Here is a 19,632-nt window from a genome sequence, read left to right on the forward strand (position 1 = left end):
AACATCCTGGCGCCGCATCGGAGACCCCGGTGCGGCGCCTCTTTCTGTGCCCTACCCACAAGGTAATCCCATGCACTACGCACTGAACCTGCGCACCTTTATTTACAGCCATTATTTTTATCTGGGCTTGCGTGTGGCCATCGGTCTCGTCGGCCTGGCCTTGCTGACCCAGGAAATCAGCGACAGCGCCACCGCCATGACGGTGTGCATCGGCGCCCTGTGCACGACCCTGATGGACATGCCCAGCCCGCTGCGCCACAAGTTCAATGAAATGCTCGCTTCCGTGCTGCTGTGCAGCGCCGTCACTTTGTTAATCAGCCTGTGCGGGCCCGTGCAGTGGCTGTTGATGACGGTGCTCGTCCTCGTCAGTTTCCTTGCCAGCATGATGGTGGTGTACGGCAAGAAATCCATGCCCTTGCAACTGGCCGCCCTGTTCATCATGACCATGTCGATGGAGCACCAGATGACGTGGCAGCAATCGTTCCACCATGCGGGCCTGTTCATGCTCGGCGGCCTCATCTATCTGGCTTACGCCATGGCCATCGCCTGGGTCTTGCGCCACCGCATCAAGCAGCAAGTGCTGGCCGAAGCCCTGTTCGAACTGGCCGCCTACATCGATATCAAGGCCGATTTCTACGACACGCGTTTCAATCTGACGGAGCAGTTCAACAAGCTGGTGCGCCATCAAAGCATTTTGGCCGACCGCCAGCAAGCGTCGCGCGACCTGATTTTGCGCAGCCACAAGAACAGCAAGGATGCCATCGTCGTGCAGGTGCACGTATGCATGCTCGATCTATATGAACTGATCCTTTCCACGCACACGGATTACGCGCTGCTGCGCCAGCACCTGGCCGACTCCGACGTGCTGAAATCCTTGCACGACCTGGCCTACAAGGCGGCGCGCGACATCGAAGCCGTAGCATACGCCGTCACGCGCAAGCGCGCCTCGTATGCGCAGATCAGTTACGACAAGGAATGGGCCGACATCGAAGGAGAAATTGCCCGCCTGCAGGCAAAGGGAGAAAATGCGCAGGAAGCGCTGGCCACCCTGCGCGCGCAGCGCAACAAGATCCGCGCCATTCTGAAAATGATCGCGGAATTGCACCTGGCCAGCCAGAAAGTCTACGACAATGTACCGTTCTGGAGCGGCGCGGACATGGCGCCATTCTTGTCGCAGCAGAAATATGAACTGAAAACCCTGCTGTCGAATCTGCGCCTGGATTCGCCCGTATTCCGCTTCGCCCTGCGCGTATCGATGGCGATCTCGGTAGGGCTGTTGATCGGCCACTGGCTGCCGTATGCGGCCCACAGCTACTGGATTGTGCTCACCATCGTCATCATCCTGCGCCCCACGTTCAGCATGACGCGCCAGCGCCGCGCCGACCGCATCATCGGCACCATCATCGGCTGCGTGATCACGGCTATCGTGATCCGCTTCGTGCACAGCAATATCGTGCTGATGGCCATTTTGTTCCTCTCCATCGTGGCCACGCCCACCTTCATCTATTTGCGCTACCGCTACACGGCCATCGCCGTGAGCCTGATGATCCTGCTGCAAATGCACCTGGTGGCGCCCAGCAACCCGAACCTCGTCAGCGAGCGCCTGATCGATACCCTGATCGGCGCAGCCGTTGCCACCGTGTTCAGCTTTGTGCTGGCCAACTGGGAATACCAGAGCCTGCCGCGCCTGGTGCGCCAGGTGCTCAATGTAAACCTCAGCTATATGCAGGCCAGCTTCGCGCTGCTGCAGGGAAAATGTTTCGATGATTTCGCCTACCGCATCGAGCGCAAGCGATTGATGGACAGCCTGGCCGCACTCAGCTCGGCCCTGGTGCGCATGCTCGACGAACCGGCCAGCAAGCAGCGGGCCGTGGAAGACATCAACCTGTTCATCGTGCAAAATTACTTGCTGGTGGCCCACGTGGCGGCGCTGCGCTCCATCCTCGGACGCCACGCCAGCCAGCTGCCTGTCGCGCCCGTCAACGCCTTGCTCAGCCACAGCCATACGCAAGTGTGTTTGACCCTGTCGCGCGCGCTGGAGCAGCTCGACAACCAGGCGACGATCAGCGCGCCGCTGGCTCCCCCTGCCGCGCCGCCCGTCAGCGACGTGGCCTGGTCCGGTTGGCCGCTGGTACAGCGGCGTATCCGCCTGTTGCAAGCCGATGCCGACAAGATCGTGGTACATAGCGCGGCGATCGTGCATATTGTGACACCGCGCTAAATCCCCGGGATCTATTTCAGATAGCGCTCAAACCAGCCGATAGTACGTTTCTGCAAGTCGCGCTGGTGCTCGGGCTTGCGGAAGGAGTGCCCTTCGCCATCGTAGATGAACAGGCTGGACGGTACGCCCATGGCGCGCAAGCCGTGCCAGAATTCCAGTGACTGGGCGGCCGGCGTTTCCACGTCGCGCTCGCCCACGTAGATCAGGGTCGGCGTCTTCGCCGCCTTGATCGATTCGATGGGCGAGGCACGGCGGTAGACGTCCGGCTTGTCATAGGCGGAAGCACCAAAGAACGGGATCATCCACTGATTGATGCCGTTCTGGCCGTAATAGCTGATCCAGTTCGACACGCCCGCACCGGCCACGGCCGCCTTGAAGCGGTCGCTGTGCGTGACGCCCCACATGGTCATGAAGCCGCCGTACGAATGGCCGATCAGGCCCAGGCGCTGGCCATCGACGGGCGCCACTTTTTCCACCATATCGATGCCGGCCAGGATGTCGCGCCAGTCGCCGCCGCCGAAGTCGGCCATATTGGCGCGCGTAAATGCCTGGCCCTGGCCAAAGCTGCCGCGCGGATTGGGCAGGAAAACGAAATAGCCTTTTTGCGTCAATTCATGGATCAGGGTGCTCGCCCCCACATAACGGGGCGAGGCGGCTGCACCGGGCCCGCCATGCACGTTGACGATCATCGGGTAGCGCTTGCCTGCTTCCGTCTTCAACGGCCCCAGCAGCCAGCCTTGCACCTTGTATTGTTCGTTGTTCCAGCCCACGTTCTGCACCGTCAACTGCGGCGCAAAGCCGTCATTGTCGCGCGTAATCTTTTTCAGCTGGCCCACCGGTCCCGCCACCAGGTAGGAAGCATGCGTAAAGTTTTCCTGGGCAGCGGCAGCGTACTGGCCGTCGGCGCTGAACGACAAGCGGCCATCGCTGCCGCTGCTGCTCAGTTCACCAAGCATCACCGGTCGGGCCGGGCCGCTTTGCGCATCGACGGGCACCAACGCCAGCTGCGAATCGATCAGGGCCGTTGCCAGCAAACCGGCGCCGCGCCAGACGACGCCATTGAAGGTGCCGCGATAGTCGGGTGTGAGATTGCGCGGCGTGCCGCCGGCCAGCGGCACGGTGTAGAGATCCCCGCCGATGGAGCCGAAATCGCTCATCAGGCCGCCGATGAAGACCACCGTCTTGCCGTCCGGCGAGACGGAAGGCAGGTTCAGCTGCATGGCTGGCGACGCGATCACGCGCAGGGCGCCCGTGGCCGCATCAATATGGCTGAGCTTGGCGACCCACCAGTTGCTGTCGCCATTGCCTTGCGCGCTGGTGGCGACAAAGCCGCGGCCATCGGGCGTCCAGCTGTATTCATACACATAGGTGTCGCTTGGCGACAGCAGACGCGGCTCGCCGCCGCTGGCCGGCACGACGGCGATGCGCTGGGCATCGTCTTCGCTGCCCACTTCGCCCACCTGGCGCACGCCAGCCTCCACGGCGCCGGCCAGCTTGCGCGCGCCCACCGTGGCCAGCAGAGCCAGCTGCTTGCCATCCGGCGACCAGCGCACCGTGCTGGCCACGCCCTTGATAGTGGTCAACACACGCGCCTGCGCCTGCGACAGGGTGGCCAGGTACAGCTGCGCCGTGCCCGCCTTGGCGTCGTAGCCAATGAAAGCCAGCTGCCGGCCATCGGGCGACCAGCTGGGCTTGTCGTAGGAACACACGGTACACGGATCGAATTGCTGCACGATGGCGCCGTTGGCGGCGTCGCGCACGACGATGGCCGCATGCGGGCGCTGCGGCTGCTCGCCCGCCTTGCTCGATTCGATGGCGGCGATGCGCTGGCCATTCGCGGACAGGGCCACGGCGCGGTAATCGCGCAATGCCGGCTCCGTTGCAGGGGCGGCCTGTGCCGTGTTGCCCAGAAGACTGCTTGCCAGCAAGCCGCAAACGGCCAAATCAGTTATTTTCATCATGTAAATTCCGGTTAGAAATAAAAAAAACCGCCGGCAAGCGCGGCGGTTTTGGATGGAACAGACTGCATTAGCGGGCCTTCTTGCCCAGATGCGAATGCCGCATGCTGTACAGGAAGTAAATGGCCACCGTCACCGCCATCCACACGCTGAACACGACAAACGTCGTATGCGGCAAATCGCGCATGATGTACAGGCAAGCCAGGATGCTCAGGCCAGGAATCACGTACGGGCCGAACGGCACGCTGAAGCCTTCGATGCGGTTGGCGCCCTGCTTATGGCGCAGCACGGGCACGGCGATCGAGACCACCATGAAGGCTGTCAGGGTACCGATGCTGACCATGTCCCACAAGTAAGTGGCATCGACGGAACCGGCTACCACGGCCACCACCAGGCAGACGATGATGGTATTGCTGACCGGCACCAGGGTGCGCGGGTGGATTTTCTGGAACGATTTCGGGATCAGGCCGTCGCGGCTGACGGCAAACAGGATGCGCGTCTGGCCGTAGATCGTCACCAGGGTCACGCTGAAGACGGAAATGACGGCGCCGGCCGACAGCACCAGCGCGGGCCAGGTCTTGCCCGTGACGTTTTGCAGGATCACCGCCAGGCCCGCTTCCTGGCCTTCGAACAATTTCGCCTGCTGCGCGCCCAGGGCGGCCACGGCCACCAGCAAATAAAACACGGTGACGATGAGCAAGGCGCCGAGGATGCCGCGCGGCACGTTGCGCGTGGGATTTTTCACTTCATCCCCCGCCGTCGCCACCGTATCGAGGCCGATGAAGGAGAAGAAGACAGTACCGGCCGCGGCTGTGACGCCCGTCATGCCGGCAAAGCCCTTGCTGTTGTCGGCATTGAAGAAGGGGAAGAAATTGTCGGCGTTAAAGCCGGAAAACGCGATGACGATGAAAAACACGAGAATCGCCAGCTTGATGATGACCATGATGGCATTCATCAGGGCCGATTCCTTGGCGCCGCGCAGCAGCAAAAAGCCGCACATGCAAATCAAAAAGATCGGCGGCAAGTTGATATGGCCGGCATGAAACTCCATGCCATGCGGGCCGGAAACGATCATCGGCGTGCGCAGCATCTCGGGGATGTGCCAGCCGAAAGCGTTTTCCAGGAAATTATTCAGGTAGGACGACCAGCCGATGGCCACGGCACTGCCCGCCAATCCGTATTCGAGCAGCAGACAGGCGGCCATGATGAAGGCAAGAAACTCGCCCACGGTGGCATAGGCAAACGAATACGAGGAGCCGGAGGCGGGTATGCGGAACGACAATTCCGCATAGCACAAGGCCGTCAAGCCGGCCGTGATGGCGGCGATCAGGAAAGACAGGACGACCGATGGGCCCGCCTTGGGGACGGCTTCGACCATGGTAAAGAAAATGCCCGTGCCGATGGTGGCGCCCACGCCGATCATGGTGAGGGAAAACAGGCCGATGGACCGGCTCAAGCCACTGCTGCTGAGGCCTTCACCATATTCGACCGTGGTATCGATCGGCTTGGTGCGGCAAAGTTTCTGGACCAGGGTTTGGCTCACTAGCATTCCTTTATGAGGCATGCACTTGAACACCTGCCAAAACCTGCTGCGCGTCGTGATTTGCGGCCTGCGATGCTCACTGTGCATTCGCACAGCTGCGCTTCTTAGCCACAACTCGCATCCGCTCGCTACGGTTTTGTCAGGTGTCGTTCGAAACATGACGGGTAAAAACACTTAAAAACGGCGCTCCGGCCCTACCTGGCAAAAAACCGGAAAGATCGCGTCCATTTTCAAAACTAAGCGATTATAGGGCTTTCATCGGCTCAGCTAAACAGAAGTTTGATGCAAGGAAACAACGCCAGGCGTGCGCCGCAAAACGCGCACTGGCGCTAGGGGAACATGGAATTGCCAATATGAAAGAAAAAGCGCGCCGCTGCTGGAGCAGGGGCGCGCTTTCGGTTCAGCTCAGCCGAGCCGGATTACTTCTTGCCCTGCGGCGCATCGGCCGGCGGCCAGCCTGCCTCGTAGCCTTGCGGCACGTCATCGCGCCGCTCTTTCGGCGCCAGGCCCAGTACGTAGTACAGCACCGTCAGCAGGATCAGCCAGGCTGGTCCGACCATCAGGGCGATGCGCGTATCGGGGAAATACGCCATCAGACCGATCACCAGCGCCAGGAAAGCCAGCGAAATCCAGGAACCGTAAGGCGCGAACGGCATGCGGAAGGCCAGGTTCTTGATTTCCAGCGGCGTCAAGGTCTTGCGGAACTGGATCTGCGTGACGAGGATCACGCCCCAGGTCCAGACGGCGCCGAAGGTGGAAATCGAGGTGACCCAGATAAACACTTTTTCCGGCACCATGTAGTTCAGCAGCACGCCGATCAGCAGCGCCACGACGGACACCAGGATGGCGCGGCGCGGCACGCCGCTGGCCGTGGTTTCCGCAAACGCCTTGGGCGCCTGGCCTTGCAGCGCCAGGTTGTACAGCATGCGGCCCGTGCTGAAGATGCCGCCATTGCACGACGACAAGGCCGCCGTCAGCACGACGAAGTTGATGATGCCGGCGGCCGTCTTGATGCCCAGGCGTTCGAACGTCATGACGAAGGGGCTGCCGGTGGTGCCGATTTCATTCCATGGATAGATCGACAGGATGACGAACAGCGCGCCGACATAGAAAATCAGGATGCGCCAGAACACGGAATTGATGGCGTCGGGAATCGATTTCTTCGGGTTCGCCGCCTCGCCAGCCGTCAGGCCGATCATTTCCACGCCCAGGTAGGCAAACATCACCATCTGCAGCGACATCAGCACGCCCTGCGCGCCATTCGGGAAGAAGCCGCCATGCGTCCACAGGTTCGAGATACCGATGGCCACGCCGTCGTTGCCGAGACCGAAGATGATCATGCCCGTGCCGCCGATGATCATCAGGATGATGGTGACCACCTTGATCAGGGCGAACCAGAACTCGAACTCGCCGTAGGCTTTCACGGCCAGCAGGTTGATGGCGCCCATGGAGCCCAAGGCCGCCAGGGCCCATATCCAGCGCGGCACGTCGGGGAACCAGATGCCCATGTAGATGGCGACGGCGGTAATTTCCGCCACGCAGGTGACCAGCCACAGGAACCAGTAGTTCCAGCCCGTCAGATAGCCTTGCAGGGGGCCCAGGTAATCCTGGGCATAGCGGCTGAAGGAGCCGGCCACGGGATTGTGCACAGCCATTTCGCCCAGCGCGCGCATGATCATGAAGATGACCGCGCCACCGATGATGTACGACAGCATGATGCCGGGGCCGGCCATCTTGATGGCGTTGCCGGAACCCAAAAACAGGCCCACGCCAATCGCGGCACCCAGCGCCATCAGGCGGATCTGCCGCTCGCCCAGGCCGCGGTGCAAGCCTTGTTCACTCGTTTTCATTACGTGTCTCCGTTTTTTTCTTGAATACACCGATCCCTCCACCCCAATGGCGGTTCCGCTCTTGCTGGAAAGGAGGAAAAGGCGCGCCGGCGGCAAGCGCCGGCATGTTCAGATGATCAGGCCAGTTCGGCGATCAGCTCGATCTCGACGCAAGCGCCCAGCGGGATTTGCGCCACGCCGAAGGCGGAGCGGGCGTGCTTGCCGCTGTCGCCGAAGACTTCGACGAACAGTTCCGAGGCGCCATTCGTCACCAGGTGCTGTTCCGTGAATGTGGAAGTGGAATTGACCAGGCTCATGACCTTGACGATGCGCTTGACCTTGTTCAAGTCGCCGCCGCATGCGTCTTGCAAGGTGGCGATCAGTTCGATGGCGATGCCGCGCGCGGCGATCTTGCCTTCTTCCGTCGTGACATCCTTGCCCAACTGCCCCACCCAGACCTTGCCATCCTTCTTGGCCAGGTGGCCGGACAGGAAGACGGTGTTGCCCGTGCGGGCATGCATCACGTAGGCGGCAGCTGGTGCGGCAACGACTGGCAGTTCGATGTTGAGGGCTTTGAGTTTTTCGTAAAACGACATGCTATTTCTCCAAGAAAACAATATAAGCGAAACCAAAATTCATGCACGGCAGGGCACGGAGGATGACGCCCTGGCAGCGCGGCAGTGACCGACAACAGTGCCAGATTAAACGTCATCATATTGGTGAACCAGCAGTTTTAGTTCACAAATAGGCCCGGTTATTCAGTGGATTATACCGACAATCAAACAAAATTCAGCATCGGTTCATGAAGCATGCTCTACAGGCATCGAGCGTGACTTTTTTCATTAAATTGTCACTTGTGCAATGTCAAGCCCTCCGGGTCAAGGTTTATCGCATCCAGAAAGGCCTGGTCGTGCGAAACCACAAGTAACGCGCCCTGATATTGCAGCAGCATCTGCTCCAGCGCCTGCAGGCTGGCCAGGTCCAGATGGTTGTCAGGCTCGTCAAGCAGCAACAGTTGCGGCGGCGCCTGCGCATACAGCTCGGCCGCCAGCGCCACCTTCATGCGCTCGCCGCCGCTGAGCAAACGGCTGGGCATGGTGGCGCGCGCGCCGGCAATGCCCAGCAGCGCCAGCCGCGTGCGCAGCTCGCCTTCCGGCACAATGCTGTTGCGTTCCTGCAAGCGCTGCACGGCGCTCCACTCGCCGTCCTGCAGTCCCGCATGCTGGTCCAGCCAGGCTACCCTGGCATGGCAGCGCAGTTCGCCGCTGGCGGGCGCCAGCTGTCCGGCGATCACGCGCAGCAGGGTCGACTTGCCGCTGCCATTGTCGCCCGTCACGGCCAGGCGGCGCGGCCCGTTCAGTATCAGGTTGATGGCGTGCGCCTGGCCATGCGGCAAGACCAATTCGCGCAGCTCCAGCAGCAGCTTGCCGTTCGGCACGGCACTCTCGGGTGCCAGCAGCAACCGTTCGGCCTCGGGCGCGCAGCGGGCGCTGGCGTCCATCACCCTTTGCTGGCGCGCCTGCTGCGCCTCTTGCGCGCGCACGCGCAGCCTGCCCTGGCTATCCTGGCTTTTCTCCTTTTTCGCATCGAGCAGGAGCTTGCTTTGATTGCCTTCGCGGCCCTCGCGTTCACCGCGCGTCACCCGTTTCTGTTGCCGTTCTGCCTGCTGCTGCGCCTCGCGCTGTTCGCGTCTGGCGCCGGCCTTTTCCGCCTGCAGGGCGGCCGCAAAACCGGCCTGCTCCAGCGCGCGCTGCTGCGCATACATCGCGTAATTGCCGCCATAGCTGCGCAAGCCCTGAGGCGACAGCTCGACGATTTCATCGACGTGCTCGAGCAAGCCGCGGTCATGGCTGACCAGCAGCAAGCCGCCAGGCCAGCGCGCCATCTGCGCCACCAGGCGGGCGCGCTGCTGCGCATCGAGATGGTTGCTCGGTTCATCGAGCACCAGCCAGTCCGCCTGCGACAGCCATGCCCCTTGCAGGGCGATGCGCTGGCGCTCGCCGCCGCTCAGGCTGGCCGTTGGCGTCTCCGCGTCCACATGGCGCAAATCGAGCGCATCGAGCGCCTGGCGCAGGCGGGCGTGGGCATCCCAGCGTTCGCCCACGAGGGCGTAATCGGCTTCGTCGACGCTGCCTTCGGCGATGCGCGCCAGCGCCGCCAGCAAGCTGGTCACGCCAGCGAGGGCCGCCACGGTGGGATAGTGCTGCGGATCGAGTTCCTGCGCCACGTAATGGACGCTGCCGTCACAGCGCGCGGCGCCAGAAGACGGCTGCGCCTGGCCCGCCAGCAGGCGCGCCAGCACGCTCTTGCCCACGCCGTTATCGCCGACGAGGCCGATACGTTGCGGGGCAAAGGAAAATTGCAAATCGGAAAACAGGGTGCGGCCATCGGGCAGCACAAGGGAAAGACGGTCGAGTTGTAGTAATGCGGGCATGGATACTCCTTGTACGTGCAGACAGGGCTGGCGAACCCGCGCGGCGCAAGGCGCTGTGGCGGGATGGGCGAGGCCGTGCACAGCACGGCAGTATCAATGGCGCATGTCGAAGCGTCCTGGAGAAATGGGGAGAAGCGTCAGTGTAGCAGAGACAGCCGGGTCAGCGCTGGCCCAGGGTCGTGTCGCCGAACAGGTGCTTGAATTCACGCGGCTGCGAGCGCCAGTACTGCGGTGGCGCCGACACTTGCGCGCCCAGCTGGGCCGCCGCGTGCCAGGGCCAGCGCGGATCGAACAGGATGGCGCGCGCCAGCGCCACCATGTCGGACTGGCCGTTGGCGATGATGTCTTCCGCCTGTTGCGCTTCCGTGATCAAGCCCACGCTGATGGTGGGCAAGCCGCTGTCGCGCTTGATGCGTTCGGCAAACGCCACCTGGTAGCCGGGACTCACGGGAATTTGCTGCTGGGGCGAAATGCCACCGCTGGAGACGTGGATGAAGTCGGCGCCCAGCTGCTTGAGTTCCTGCGCGAAGCGCACGCTTTGCCCGATCTCCCAGCCGCCCTCGACCCAGTCGGTGGCGGAAAAACGCACGCCCACGGCCACCGTGGCCGGCACGGCGGCGCGCACGGCTTCATAGACTTCCAGCGGAAAACGCATGCGGTTTTCCAGGCTGCCGCCATACGCATCCGTGCGGTGGTTGGCCAGCGGCGAGAGGAACTGGTGCAGCAGATAGCCGTGCGCCGCATGCAGTTCGATGCCCTCGATGCCCAGCGCATGCACGCGCTGGGCGGCCGCCACAAAGGCGCCCTTGATTTGCAGCAAACCCATCTCGTCCAGGGCGATCGGCACGGTTTCGCCGGGTGCGTGGGCGATGGCGGACGGCGCCACCGTTTGCCAGCCGCCCTCGGCCAGGTGCACGCAGGCGCCGCCCTGCCACGGCGCGCGGCTCGACGCCTTGCGTCCAGCATGGCCCAGTTGCACCACCAGCGGAATCGGAGAATGGCGGCGGATCGCCTGCACCACCTTGGCCAGCGCCGCCTGGTTCGCGTCCGACCACAGGCCCAGGTCTTCGGCCGAGATGCGTCCCTCGGGCGAGACGGCCGTCGCTTCCGTCATCAGCAAGCCCGCACCGGACAGGGCCAGGTGGCCCAGGTGGATCATGTGCCAGTCGGTGGCGTTGCCGTTGTCGGCCGAGTACTGGCACATGGGCGCGATGGCGATGCGGTTGGCCACCTGCAGCGGCCCCAGTGCATACGGCGTGAATAGCTGGCTCATGGCGGACTCCGGAAAAGGGGAAGCACCGATTCTACTGCGCTTTGGCGATCGGGGCCTTACACCTGCTTACGTTTGATACAGCGCACCGTCTAGCCTTGCGGCGAGGAGACCGTTAATCTGGACACATCAATAACACCCGCAGTGCCACCCCAGGAGAACACATGAACACGACGACTACCGCCAGCCGCATCCACCCTTTGATGGCCGGCGCCGCCATTTCCGTGACGGTCCTGTGCCTGGTGGGCGCGGCGTCCATCGCCGGCATCCTGCCCAATTCGCGGGCGAACGTGCCTGCCGACGTGGCCGCCATGACGCCGGCCAGCGCCGCTGCCCTGGCAGCGCCCGCGACTGCTCCCGTGACTGCACCGGTAGCCGCGCCTGTCGTCGCGCAAGCGGCTCCGGCACCAGCTCCGGCGCCTGTCGTGCGCAAGCGCGTCGTGCACCACACGCAAGTGGCGCAATCGCGTCCTGCCTACAATGACGATGGCTACCGCGAGACAGCCTACCGCGAACCCGTGCGCCAGCCGCAGCCAGTGCCTGCGCCAGCACCGGCACAACCCAACTACGTGGGCATCGGCACGGGCGCCGTCATCGGCGGCTTGATCGGCAATCAGGTCGGTGGCGGCCGCGGCAAGGCACTGGCGACGGTGGCCGGCGTGATCGGCGGCGGCATGCTGGGCAATGCTGTGCAGAACCAGGTCCAACAGCAGCCACAGCGATAAAAAACCTGCTGCGCGTCGCGCTTTGCGGCCTGCGATGCTCACTGTGCTTCAGCACAGTTGCGCTTCTCGGCCACAAATCATCGCCGCTCGCGACGGTTTTTCAGGCCTGTCAATCGTAAGGGCCAAGATAGTCGAGCTTGCCCACGGCCACGCCATTGTTCCTCAGGATGGCGTGGACCATGGAAACGTGGAAATAGAAGTTCGGCAAGGCAAAGCTGAGCAGGTAATTGTCGCCCGAGAATGTCGTTCCCTCGTCCGTCCAGTTCAGCACGACTTCCTTCTGCGCGCTGCCCGCCATCTGGCCCGCATTCACGCTGTCGATATAGGCGATGGTGTTGGCAATGCGCTCTTGCAGCTGCTCGAACGATGCCTCGTTATCCTCGAACTTCGGCGCCGGCACACCGCTCAGGCGTTCGACCGACATCTTCGACGTATCGCTGGCGCGCTGCACCTGCGCCGTCAGGTCCAGCATGTCGGGCGCCAGCTGCGCGCCCAGTAGAATCTCGGGCACGATGCCATCTTCCTCCACATGGGCTTGCGCTTTTTCCAGCAGGGACGAAACGACCCGCAAGCCGCGGATGAAGACGGGAATGGTTGCCTGATACATGGACACGGACATGGCGAACTCCTGATAGTGAACGATGAGCCAGTGTACCCGAGGCGCTGTTATCCGGCAGCGCGCGCATGTGCGCCGACGCACGGATCAGCTCAGTTCGTTCTACTTTTCCAGATTCACCTTGCCATCCGGCGCATGGCCGGGCTGTTCCGCAGGTTCGGCCTGCGGCGCCTGCTTTTCCTTGCGCTTGCCGCCGAAAAACTTGACGATGGCCGCGCCGCCGCCCACCAGCGCCAGCAGCAACACTTTCTTGAAGGCCAGCAGCAGCGCCAGCAGCTTGCCAAACAAGCCCAGCTTGCTGGCCACGCCGCCGGCCACCAGCGCCGCCAGGCCATATTCAGCCACCTTGTCCGTCTTGCTGTCGAAATCCGTGTAGCGGTTACCGTCGGTAAATTCCGTGAACGCCGTCACTTGCTGCATCTCTTTCTTGATCGCCTCGATCTGCTGCATGCTGGCAATCGCGTTCAGGTTCAGCACGCCTTCGCGGCCCAGCACGCGCACGTTGTAGTTCAGCGAATGCTCGCCGCCATCGACCATCAAATCCTTGGCCCAGTACAGCTTGTGCGTATCCTTGGCGTAGCTGGGTTTTTCCGCCCAGCCCATCAGATGGATGCCGGGATAACCCTGCTTCTTGCGCTCCGCATTGTTTTCCAGCACGGACGCCTGCATATCCTTGAGCAATTCGTCGTACTTGATGCTGTCCGCATCGTCATCCTTGATATGCCCTTCCTTTTCATACGTCACCACCACGCCCCAGCTGTCGCGCTCGAGCACGCTGGTCTTGGCAGGCACGATCATGCCCAGCGATTCCATGCCCGGCGGATTACCCCAGGCATCGACCAGCACGCGCTCGGCGTCCGCCGGCGACAAGTAACGGAAGCTGGCGGGCAAATCCAGGGTGGCGATGCCGCCTGGCAAAGTGATCTTGCCGCGCTGCAGGTGCAACTGGGCAAGGAATTGCTCGGCCGTCATTTCCGGTGCGGCTGCCTTCTCTTCGGCGGGGGCGGCAGCCGTCAGGCTGGAAATGGTCAGGCACAGCAGGGCTGTCAGCAGGCGTTTCAACATGATCGGTCCAAAAAATTGCAAAGGGTAAATATTTTAAATCAACTGATTGCCTAATGGATAATTATTTCCGTGCGGCATTTTTACCATGAAAAAAGCGCCAGGCGGGTTTCCCCGGCTGGCGCCTGTGAGGCTAGACGATTACTGGACAATCAAAAGACGCGCACCACCATCAGCCCCGCGCGCAAGCCCACGCGCACGTCCGGGTTCGGAAACACCACCAGTTCTTCCGCATGCTGCACCGTGTACACCTGCTCGCCATCGCTGGCGATCACGGCATGCTGCGGCAGGGACGTGAAATTTTGCGTGCTGCGGTCAAACGCCATGCGGAACTCATCGCTGTGCTTGATGATTTCCTGCGCCACCTTGAACACGTGCGGCGCTGCCTTGACCGGCTGCGCAGGCAAGCCGCGCAGCAAGCCGTCCAGCGCCCGCGACACGTCGTCGAACAGGGACAGATCGTTCTGCCCCAGGGTGCCTACGCGGCCCAGTTCCACCGTGCTGGCGGCCGCGCCGAAATGCTCGGCCGAATAATAACTGTAGGTGCCGGCCGATTGCGGGTTCATGATGATGGCGCCGATGGCTGCCTGGCCCAGCCAGGATATCAGCTGCGCCTTGGCGTCGTCGGCCACCAGGTCGGGCACGATGGCAAACGTGGGGTACACGGAAGGCCGGATGGCCGTGTGCAAATCCAGGTGCCAGCGCACGGGACCGGCCGCTTCAAAGAACGCTGCCGTGGCGGCGATCATTTCATCGGCGCGCGCGCTTTCCGCCGCTTGCGCCAGGCTTCCCCGCACGGGGCGGAACATGCGATTCAGGTCGGCGTCGATGAAACGCTTGCCGGCCCGGATCGCATCGACATTGCCCACGCAGACAAGCAGATCGACGGCCAGCGTCGATGCATCGCGCGACAGCGCATCGAGCAGATGCGCCAGCACTTCGATCGGCCCCGTTTCGTCGCCATGCACGCCCACCGAGACGGCCACGCTGGCGCGCCCTTCTCCCGGCTTGACGACCTGCAGCATGCCGGGCGCCGGCAAGGCCACCGTAAAACCGGCGTTGGCGAACAACTGCGCCACGCCGCTGAAATCGGCCTGCGCCAGCGCCTGCACGGCCGGCGGCAAGCCGCCAGCGCCCTGTCCGGCTTGTCGTACTTCTTGCGTCATTACACCGCCGCTTCCGCTGTGGATTTCGCCGTGATTTTATTCACGGCTTCCGACAAGGTCCACACGTCCAGCATGGCTTGCTCCAGTTCCGTCGCCGCCACATAGGCCGACAGGCCAAGCGCGCCCGTCACGGCATCGACGGCCTGGCCGGCATTGCCTTGCTCGGCGCGCGCCAGCACCTGCGTCAGCAGACGCTGTTGCGTGCGGCGCAGGGCTTGCTGCGCGTAGTTGCGCAACTGTTCCTGCGACTTGCCTTGCGCGGCCAGCTTCAGGCCACGTTCCAGGGTGTCGATGCCCGCCTGGCTGCGCAGGGCCAGGCCCACTTGCAGGAAGGCGGCCAGGTCCATCGCCGCAGGACGCGGCACGGACAGGGCCGGGAACAGGAAGCCGGCGACGACTTCCAGCGCATCGACCGCATCCCACGCCTGGACGAAGGCCGGCGTCAGGCCCGGCACCAGCGCCGCTTCCGACTTGATGCCGACGGCTTTCAGCAGCTCGCGCTTCGATTCCGCACCAAACAGGCGCGTGAGTTCGGCCAGGCCGGCGCCGCGCAATTGCTCGGTCGGCACGGACAGGACACCGGCGATCATCGTTTGCTGCAGCACGCGCGTTTGCGCGTCGACCTTGATCGACACGTCGCGCGGCACCGTCAGCGCATCGGCGTCGAGCGCGTCGAACACGGGCGCCAGGTTCAGCGCCACCCAGGCCTGGCCCCAGGCCAGGATCACGCTGGACTCGTCCACGCCATGCTCCGCCGCCAGGTTGCGGATCATCAGCGGGCCGCAGCGGTTGATCACTTCATTGGCCAGCACGGTTGCCAGGATGGCGTTGGCCAGCGGGTGGTCGAGCGCCGAACGGGTTTCCACCAGCAAGGATGGGAAGTAAGGCTTGAGCACCGGCTCGGCCCACGTTTCATCCGTCAACGGCAGCGCGGACAGGATGCGCTTGAAGCGGTTCTTCACGTTGGCGATCACCACCGCCAGTTCCGGCGTGGTCAAGCCACGGTTATCGAGCTTGCGGCGTGCCAGTTCGGCCACCGATGGCAGCTGCTCCAGCTCGCGCGACAGGGCGCCCTCTTCTTCCAGGCTGGCGATCAGGGCGGCATAGCCATCCTGCACGGCGCTTTCGCTTTGCGCCTGCAACTCGCGTACCAGCAAATGCGTCTGCTGCGTGTTGTCGCGCAAGACCAGGCGTTCGACGTCGTCCGTCATCGCATACAGCTCGCGATTGCGTTCCTCTTCCGTCAGCTTGCCCGCATTGACTTCCACGTCCAGCCAGATTTTCACGTTCACTTCATGGTCCGAGCAATCCACGCCGGCCGAGTTGTCGATCGCATCGGTAAAGATGCGTCCGCCCGCCAGCGCGAATTCGATGCGGCCAGCCTGCGTCGCACCCAGATTCCCCCCTTCGGCCACGACCTTCACGCGCAGCTCATTGCCGCTGACGCGGATATGGTCATTCGCGCGGTCCTTCACCTGTGCGTGCGTCTCCGTCGAAGCCTTGATGTAGGTGCCGATGCCGCCGTTGTAGAACAGGTCCACGGGCGACTTCAGGATGCGGTGCATCAGTTCTTCCGGCGCCAGCGAGGTCTCTTGAATATCGAGCGCGGCGCGGATCTGCGGCGACAGCTCGATGGTGCGGCTTGAACGCGGATACACGCCGCCGCCTGCCGAGATCAAGTCCTTGTTGTAGTCGTCCCACGAGGAGCGCGGCAAGGCGAACAGGCGCGCGCGTTCTTCGAACGAGACGGCGACGTCCGGTGTCGGGTCGAGGAAGATGTGGCGGTGGTCGAATGCGGCCACCAGTTTCAGCTGGCGCGACAGCAATACGCCGTTGCCGAACACGTCGCCCGACATGTCGCCCACGCCGACCATGGTGATCGGGGTGGTATTGAGGTCGTGGTCCATTTCATAGAAGTGGCGCTTCACGGCTTCGAATGCGCCCTTGGCGGTGATGCCCAGCTTCTTGTGGTCGTAGCCGTTCGAGCCGCCCGAGGCGAACGCGTCGCCGAGCCAGAAACCGCGCTGCACGGCGATGCCGTTGGCGATGTCCGAGAACGTGGCCGTGCCCTTGTCGGCAGCGACCACCAGGTATGGATCGGCTTCATCGAAGCACACGGTATCGACAGGCGGGACGATATTGCCCAGCGAGCGGTTGTCCGTCACTTCCAGCAGGCTGGAAATGAACAGGCGGTAGACGGCTTCGCCTTCGGCCGCGATGGTTTCGCGCACGGCGTCCTTCGGCATCATCTTGCAGACAAAACCACCCTTCGCGCCGGCCGGCACGATGACGGCGTTTTTGACCATCTGGGCCTTGACGAGGCCCAGCACTTCGGTGCGGTAGTCTTCCATGCGATCGGACCAGCGCAAGCCGCCACGGGCGACAGGGCCGCCGCGCAGGTGCACGCCTTCAAAGCGGCGCGAGAAGACGAAAATCTCGCGGTAAGGACGCGGTTCCGGCACCAGCGCCAGGCTGCTGGTGTCAAACTTGAAGATGATCTTGTCGCCGGCTTGATTGTTCTGGAAGTAGCTGGTGCGCAGGGTGGCGGCCATCAGGTCGGCCAGCGCGCCGAGAATTTCCTCGGTATCGGCATGGTTCACGGAGGGCAGGCCGGCCTTGATGGCGGCGATGCTTTCCAGGGCGGCCGCGTGCTGCGCGTCGGACAGCGCTGGATCGAAGCGCTGCAGGAAGGCCTCTACCAGGGCTTTGACCTGGGCCGGCTGCTTGCGCAGGCTTTCGGCAATGTAGCGCACCGAGAAGCGGCTGCCCGTCTGGCGCCAGTAGCTGGTGTAGGCGCGCACCAGTTGCACTTCACGCGTCGACAAGCCGCCTTCGATGACGAGGCCATTCAGGCGGCCATCTTCGGCCGTGTCGTTGAACAGGGCGGCAAACAGTTCCTGTGCCACGGCGACGACCGATGGCTGCGCCAGTTTCGCCGCGCTGGCGGCATCGACCGTCAGGCTGGTGACGAAATAACGCGTGCCGTCGGACAGCGAAACCGAATACGCCTGTTCGCGGTCGATCGCCACGCCCGCATTGTGCAGGGCCGGCAGGATGGTCGACAGCGGCGGCACCTTGTTGGCCGAGTACAAACGGATCGTCGTAACGGCGCCCGTTTCGATGCGCACCGCCACGTGCGCCGGATCGGTGTTGCGCAGGATGGTGTCGAGGTCGCGGAAAGCGACGGCCGGCGCGGTGGCGGCCACGTAATCGAGCGGCAAGGTAGCGCAGAGTTTACGCAGGCTGGTGCGCAGGGCCACGTCGGGCACGGCGTCGGCCACGGCGGCAAAGCCGTTATGCCAGCCATCGAGCACGCTCAGGAGCGGCTGTTCGATGTCCGTTTCCAGATCCAGCGGGTAGCGCGCGGCGTGGGCGATCAGGTAGACGCGCGCCAGCGGGCCGTCGGCCACCAGGGTCTGCGTGCTCACATGCGTGGCGCCGGAACTGGCTTGCAGGGCCTTTGCCAGGCTCGATGCGACGCTGGCGCTGTAGCGCTCGCGCGGCAGGTAGACCAGCACGTTCAGGTGGCGCGCGTACACGTCGCGGCGCGCGAAGACCTTGGTGCGCGGCTGCTTGTACAGCGAGACGACGGCGCCGCACACTTGCGCCAGCCAGTCGAGGTCCGCTTCCAGCGCTTCCGTGCGCGGCAGGGATTCGAGGATTTCGCGGAATTTCTCGGCACGGAAGCCTTGCTGGCGCACGCCGGCCAGGCTCAGTACCTTGGCCACACGGCCGCGCGCAAACGGTAGTGCCGCCAGCGGAGTGGAATTGCCGGCGCGGGTGAACAGGCCGACGAAGCAATGCTCGCCCAGGATCGCGCCTTGCGCATCCATGTCGCGCACGCCGATGAAGTCCAGCTGCTGGTCGCGGTGCAAAGTGCCTGCCACGTCAGCCTTGACGATGGACAGCGCCGAGTCGCGCTTGGCCAGGGTGTCGAAGTCGCCCGGGATATTCGCCAGGCAGGTGCCGTAGACGGGGTGCGCCGTATCCTGCAGCACGCCGACACGGCTCGGGATGTCGCGTTCGAGTTCGCGCACACCCGGCTTGACGCGGTAGTAGGCGTAGCCGAACACTTCAAAGCCACCGCTGCGTGCCCATTCCAGGAAGGCGGCAACTTCCGCGCCTTCTTCGCCATGCTGGGCGGCAGTCGTGGCGACAGCGGCCAGGCGCTCGCTCATGGCGGCGCTATCGCGGCGCACCACCGCGGCGTCACGCGCGACCGTCTCCAGGGCGGCGACCAGCGCAGCCAGGGCTTCCGGCGCCAGCTCTTCGTCGAGCAGCACCAGCACATACGATTCGAGCGGGTCGCCCGGCTGGCGCACCGCTTCGACGCTGCCGTCAGCGGCGCGGCGCACGGGCAGCACGGTGTTCATCACGCCGCGCACTGCCAGGTGCTGGCGGCGCATGGCCATGACGATGGAGTCGACCAGGTAAGGCATGTCTTCGTTCAGGATCAGCAAGGCGCTCGCCATGCCGCCACGGCCATCCGCATAACGCAGGGTGGCGATCTGGCAGCCGCTGCCGGTGCGCTTGGCCGCTTGCGTGAAGCCGTCAACCAGCACCGGTGCCAGGCTGTCGGGCGCGATATCGGCCAGGTCTTCGGCGTCGAGCGAGTCGAGCCATGCCTGCACCAGTTGCACGACAGGCGCTGCCGCCTTGCCTGCATTGCCAGCCGCGTTAATCAACTCCAGCGTTTGTGTACGCAAATCTTGTGGCGTGTGATTCATCTTGCATCTCCATTACGGTAATGTGAATGTCCAACGCTGTCGTTCGGGCTTGTGGCTGGGCGGCAGCGGTGTCAAGAGACG

The 19,632-nt window shown here is 63.4% G+C and carries 12 protein-coding genes; 2 read left to right on the forward strand and 10 right to left on the reverse strand.

All coding sequences use genetic code 11. The annotated features are described in order from the left end of the window. The first annotated feature begins 70 nt into the window (after positions 1–70). Positions 71–2,221, forward strand: coding sequence for an FUSC family protein (locus CSQ92_RS19100; RefSeq protein ID WP_099395056.1), 2,151 nt, complete (start codon positions 71–73; stop codon positions 2,219–2,221). An 11-nt stretch (positions 2,222–2,232) separates the two neighbouring features. On the opposite strand, the gene CSQ92_RS19105 is transcribed toward CSQ92_RS19100, so the two are convergent. The 6 genes from CSQ92_RS19105 to CSQ92_RS19130 form a co-directional block, all read right to left on the reverse strand. Then, on the reverse strand, positions 2,233–4,182 hold the full coding sequence (locus tag CSQ92_RS19105) for a S9 family peptidase (protein ID WP_257219281.1): 1,950 nt from the start codon (positions 4,180–4,182) through the stop codon (positions 2,233–2,235). A 67-nt stretch (positions 4,183–4,249) separates the two neighbouring features. Then, positions 4,250–5,722, reverse strand: a complete 1,473-nt coding sequence (locus tag CSQ92_RS19110) for an amino acid permease (protein ID WP_080753216.1) — start codon at positions 5,720–5,722, stop codon at positions 4,250–4,252. Between the two features lie 419 nt (positions 5,723–6,141). Continuing rightward, positions 6,142–7,572, reverse strand: coding sequence for an amino acid permease (locus CSQ92_RS19115; protein WP_034778907.1), 1,431 nt, complete (start codon positions 7,570–7,572; stop codon positions 6,142–6,144). 116 nt (positions 7,573–7,688) lie between these two features. Continuing rightward, entirely contained in the window at positions 7,689–8,147 is a 459-nt protein-coding gene (locus CSQ92_RS19120; RefSeq protein ID WP_070254760.1) for a RidA family protein, read from the reverse strand. Between the two features lie 254 nt (positions 8,148–8,401). After that, a complete protein-coding gene (locus CSQ92_RS19125) occupies positions 8,402–9,985 on the reverse strand; it encodes an ATP-binding cassette domain-containing protein (RefSeq protein WP_099395057.1) in 1,584 nt (527 codons plus the stop codon). 160 nt (positions 9,986–10,145) lie between these two features. After that, positions 10,146–11,258, reverse strand: coding sequence for an NADH:flavin oxidoreductase/NADH oxidase (locus CSQ92_RS19130; protein ID WP_099395058.1), 1,113 nt, complete (start codon positions 11,256–11,258; stop codon positions 10,146–10,148). 161 nt (positions 11,259–11,419) lie between these two features. Between CSQ92_RS19130 and CSQ92_RS19135 the strand changes: the two genes are divergently transcribed. Beyond that, positions 11,420–11,980 (forward strand): glycine zipper 2TM domain-containing protein, encoded by a 561-nt coding sequence (locus tag CSQ92_RS19135; protein WP_070254766.1) that lies wholly within the window; start codon positions 11,420–11,422, stop codon positions 11,978–11,980. Positions 11,981–12,089: 109 nt separating this feature from the next. On the opposite strand, the gene CSQ92_RS19140 is transcribed toward CSQ92_RS19135, so the two are convergent. The 4 genes from CSQ92_RS19140 to CSQ92_RS19155 all read right to left on the reverse strand — a co-directional run bounded on the left by CSQ92_RS19140 (position 12,090) and on the right by CSQ92_RS19155 (position 19,551). Then, entirely contained in the window at positions 12,090–12,599 is a 510-nt protein-coding gene (locus CSQ92_RS19140) for a DUF1993 domain-containing protein (RefSeq protein ID WP_180277055.1), read from the reverse strand. A gap of 99 nt (positions 12,600–12,698) precedes the next feature. Then, positions 12,699–13,661, reverse strand: coding sequence for a DUF2167 domain-containing protein (locus tag CSQ92_RS19145; RefSeq protein ID WP_099395120.1), 963 nt, complete (start codon positions 13,659–13,661; stop codon positions 12,699–12,701). A gap of 149 nt (positions 13,662–13,810) precedes the next feature. Continuing rightward, a complete protein-coding gene (locus CSQ92_RS19150; RefSeq protein WP_099395059.1) occupies positions 13,811–14,824 on the reverse strand; it encodes a succinylglutamate desuccinylase in 1,014 nt (337 codons plus the stop codon). Next, positions 14,824–19,551, reverse strand: coding sequence for an NAD-glutamate dehydrogenase domain-containing protein (locus CSQ92_RS19155; protein WP_099395060.1), 4,728 nt, complete (start codon positions 19,549–19,551; stop codon positions 14,824–14,826). Before CSQ92_RS19155 ends, CSQ92_RS19150 begins: the two co-directional genes overlap by 1 nt. Between the last annotated feature and the right edge of the window lie 81 nt (positions 19,552–19,632).

It is taken from the genome of Janthinobacterium sp. BJB446, from assembly GCF_002735655.1.
GTDB classification, from domain to species: domain Bacteria; phylum Pseudomonadota; class Gammaproteobacteria; order Burkholderiales; family Burkholderiaceae_D; genus Janthinobacterium; species Janthinobacterium lividum.

What these genes read in the sequence shown, in the direction of transcription:
- CSQ92_RS19100 (WP_099395056.1), top strand. Translation starts at nt 71, where the DNA reads ATGCACTACGCACTGAACCTGCGCACCTTTATTTACAGCCATTATTTT.
- CSQ92_RS19105 (WP_257219281.1), bottom strand. Translation starts at nt 4,182, where the DNA reads ATGATGAAAATAACTGATTTGGCCGTTTGCGGCTTGCTGGCAAGCAGT.
- CSQ92_RS19115 (WP_034778907.1), bottom strand. Translation starts at nt 7,572, where the DNA reads ATGAAAACGAGTGAACAAGGCTTGCACCGCGGCCTGGGCGAGCGGCAG.
- CSQ92_RS19120 (WP_070254760.1), bottom strand. Translation starts at nt 8,147, where the DNA reads ATGTCGTTTTACGAAAAACTCAAAGCCCTCAACATCGAACTGCCAGTC.
- CSQ92_RS19125 (WP_099395057.1), bottom strand. Translation starts at nt 9,985, where the DNA reads ATGCCCGCATTACTACAACTCGACCGTCTTTCCCTTGTGCTGCCCGAT.
- CSQ92_RS19130 (WP_099395058.1), bottom strand. Translation starts at nt 11,258, where the DNA reads ATGAGCCAGCTATTCACGCCGTATGCACTGGGGCCGCTGCAGGTGGCC.
- CSQ92_RS19135 (WP_070254766.1), top strand. Translation starts at nt 11,420, where the DNA reads ATGAACACGACGACTACCGCCAGCCGCATCCACCCTTTGATGGCCGGC.
- CSQ92_RS19140 (WP_180277055.1), bottom strand. Translation starts at nt 12,599, where the DNA reads ATGTCCGTGTCCATGTATCAGGCAACCATTCCCGTCTTCATCCGCGGC.
- CSQ92_RS19145 (WP_099395120.1), bottom strand. Translation starts at nt 13,661, where the DNA reads ATGTTGAAACGCCTGCTGACAGCCCTGCTGTGCCTGACCATTTCCAGC.
- CSQ92_RS19150 (WP_099395059.1), bottom strand. Translation starts at nt 14,824, where the DNA reads ATGACGCAAGAAGTACGACAAGCCGGACAGGGCGCTGGCGGCTTGCCG.
- CSQ92_RS19155 (WP_099395060.1), bottom strand. Translation starts at nt 19,551, where the DNA reads ATGAATCACACGCCACAAGATTTGCGTACACAAACGCTGGAGTTGATT.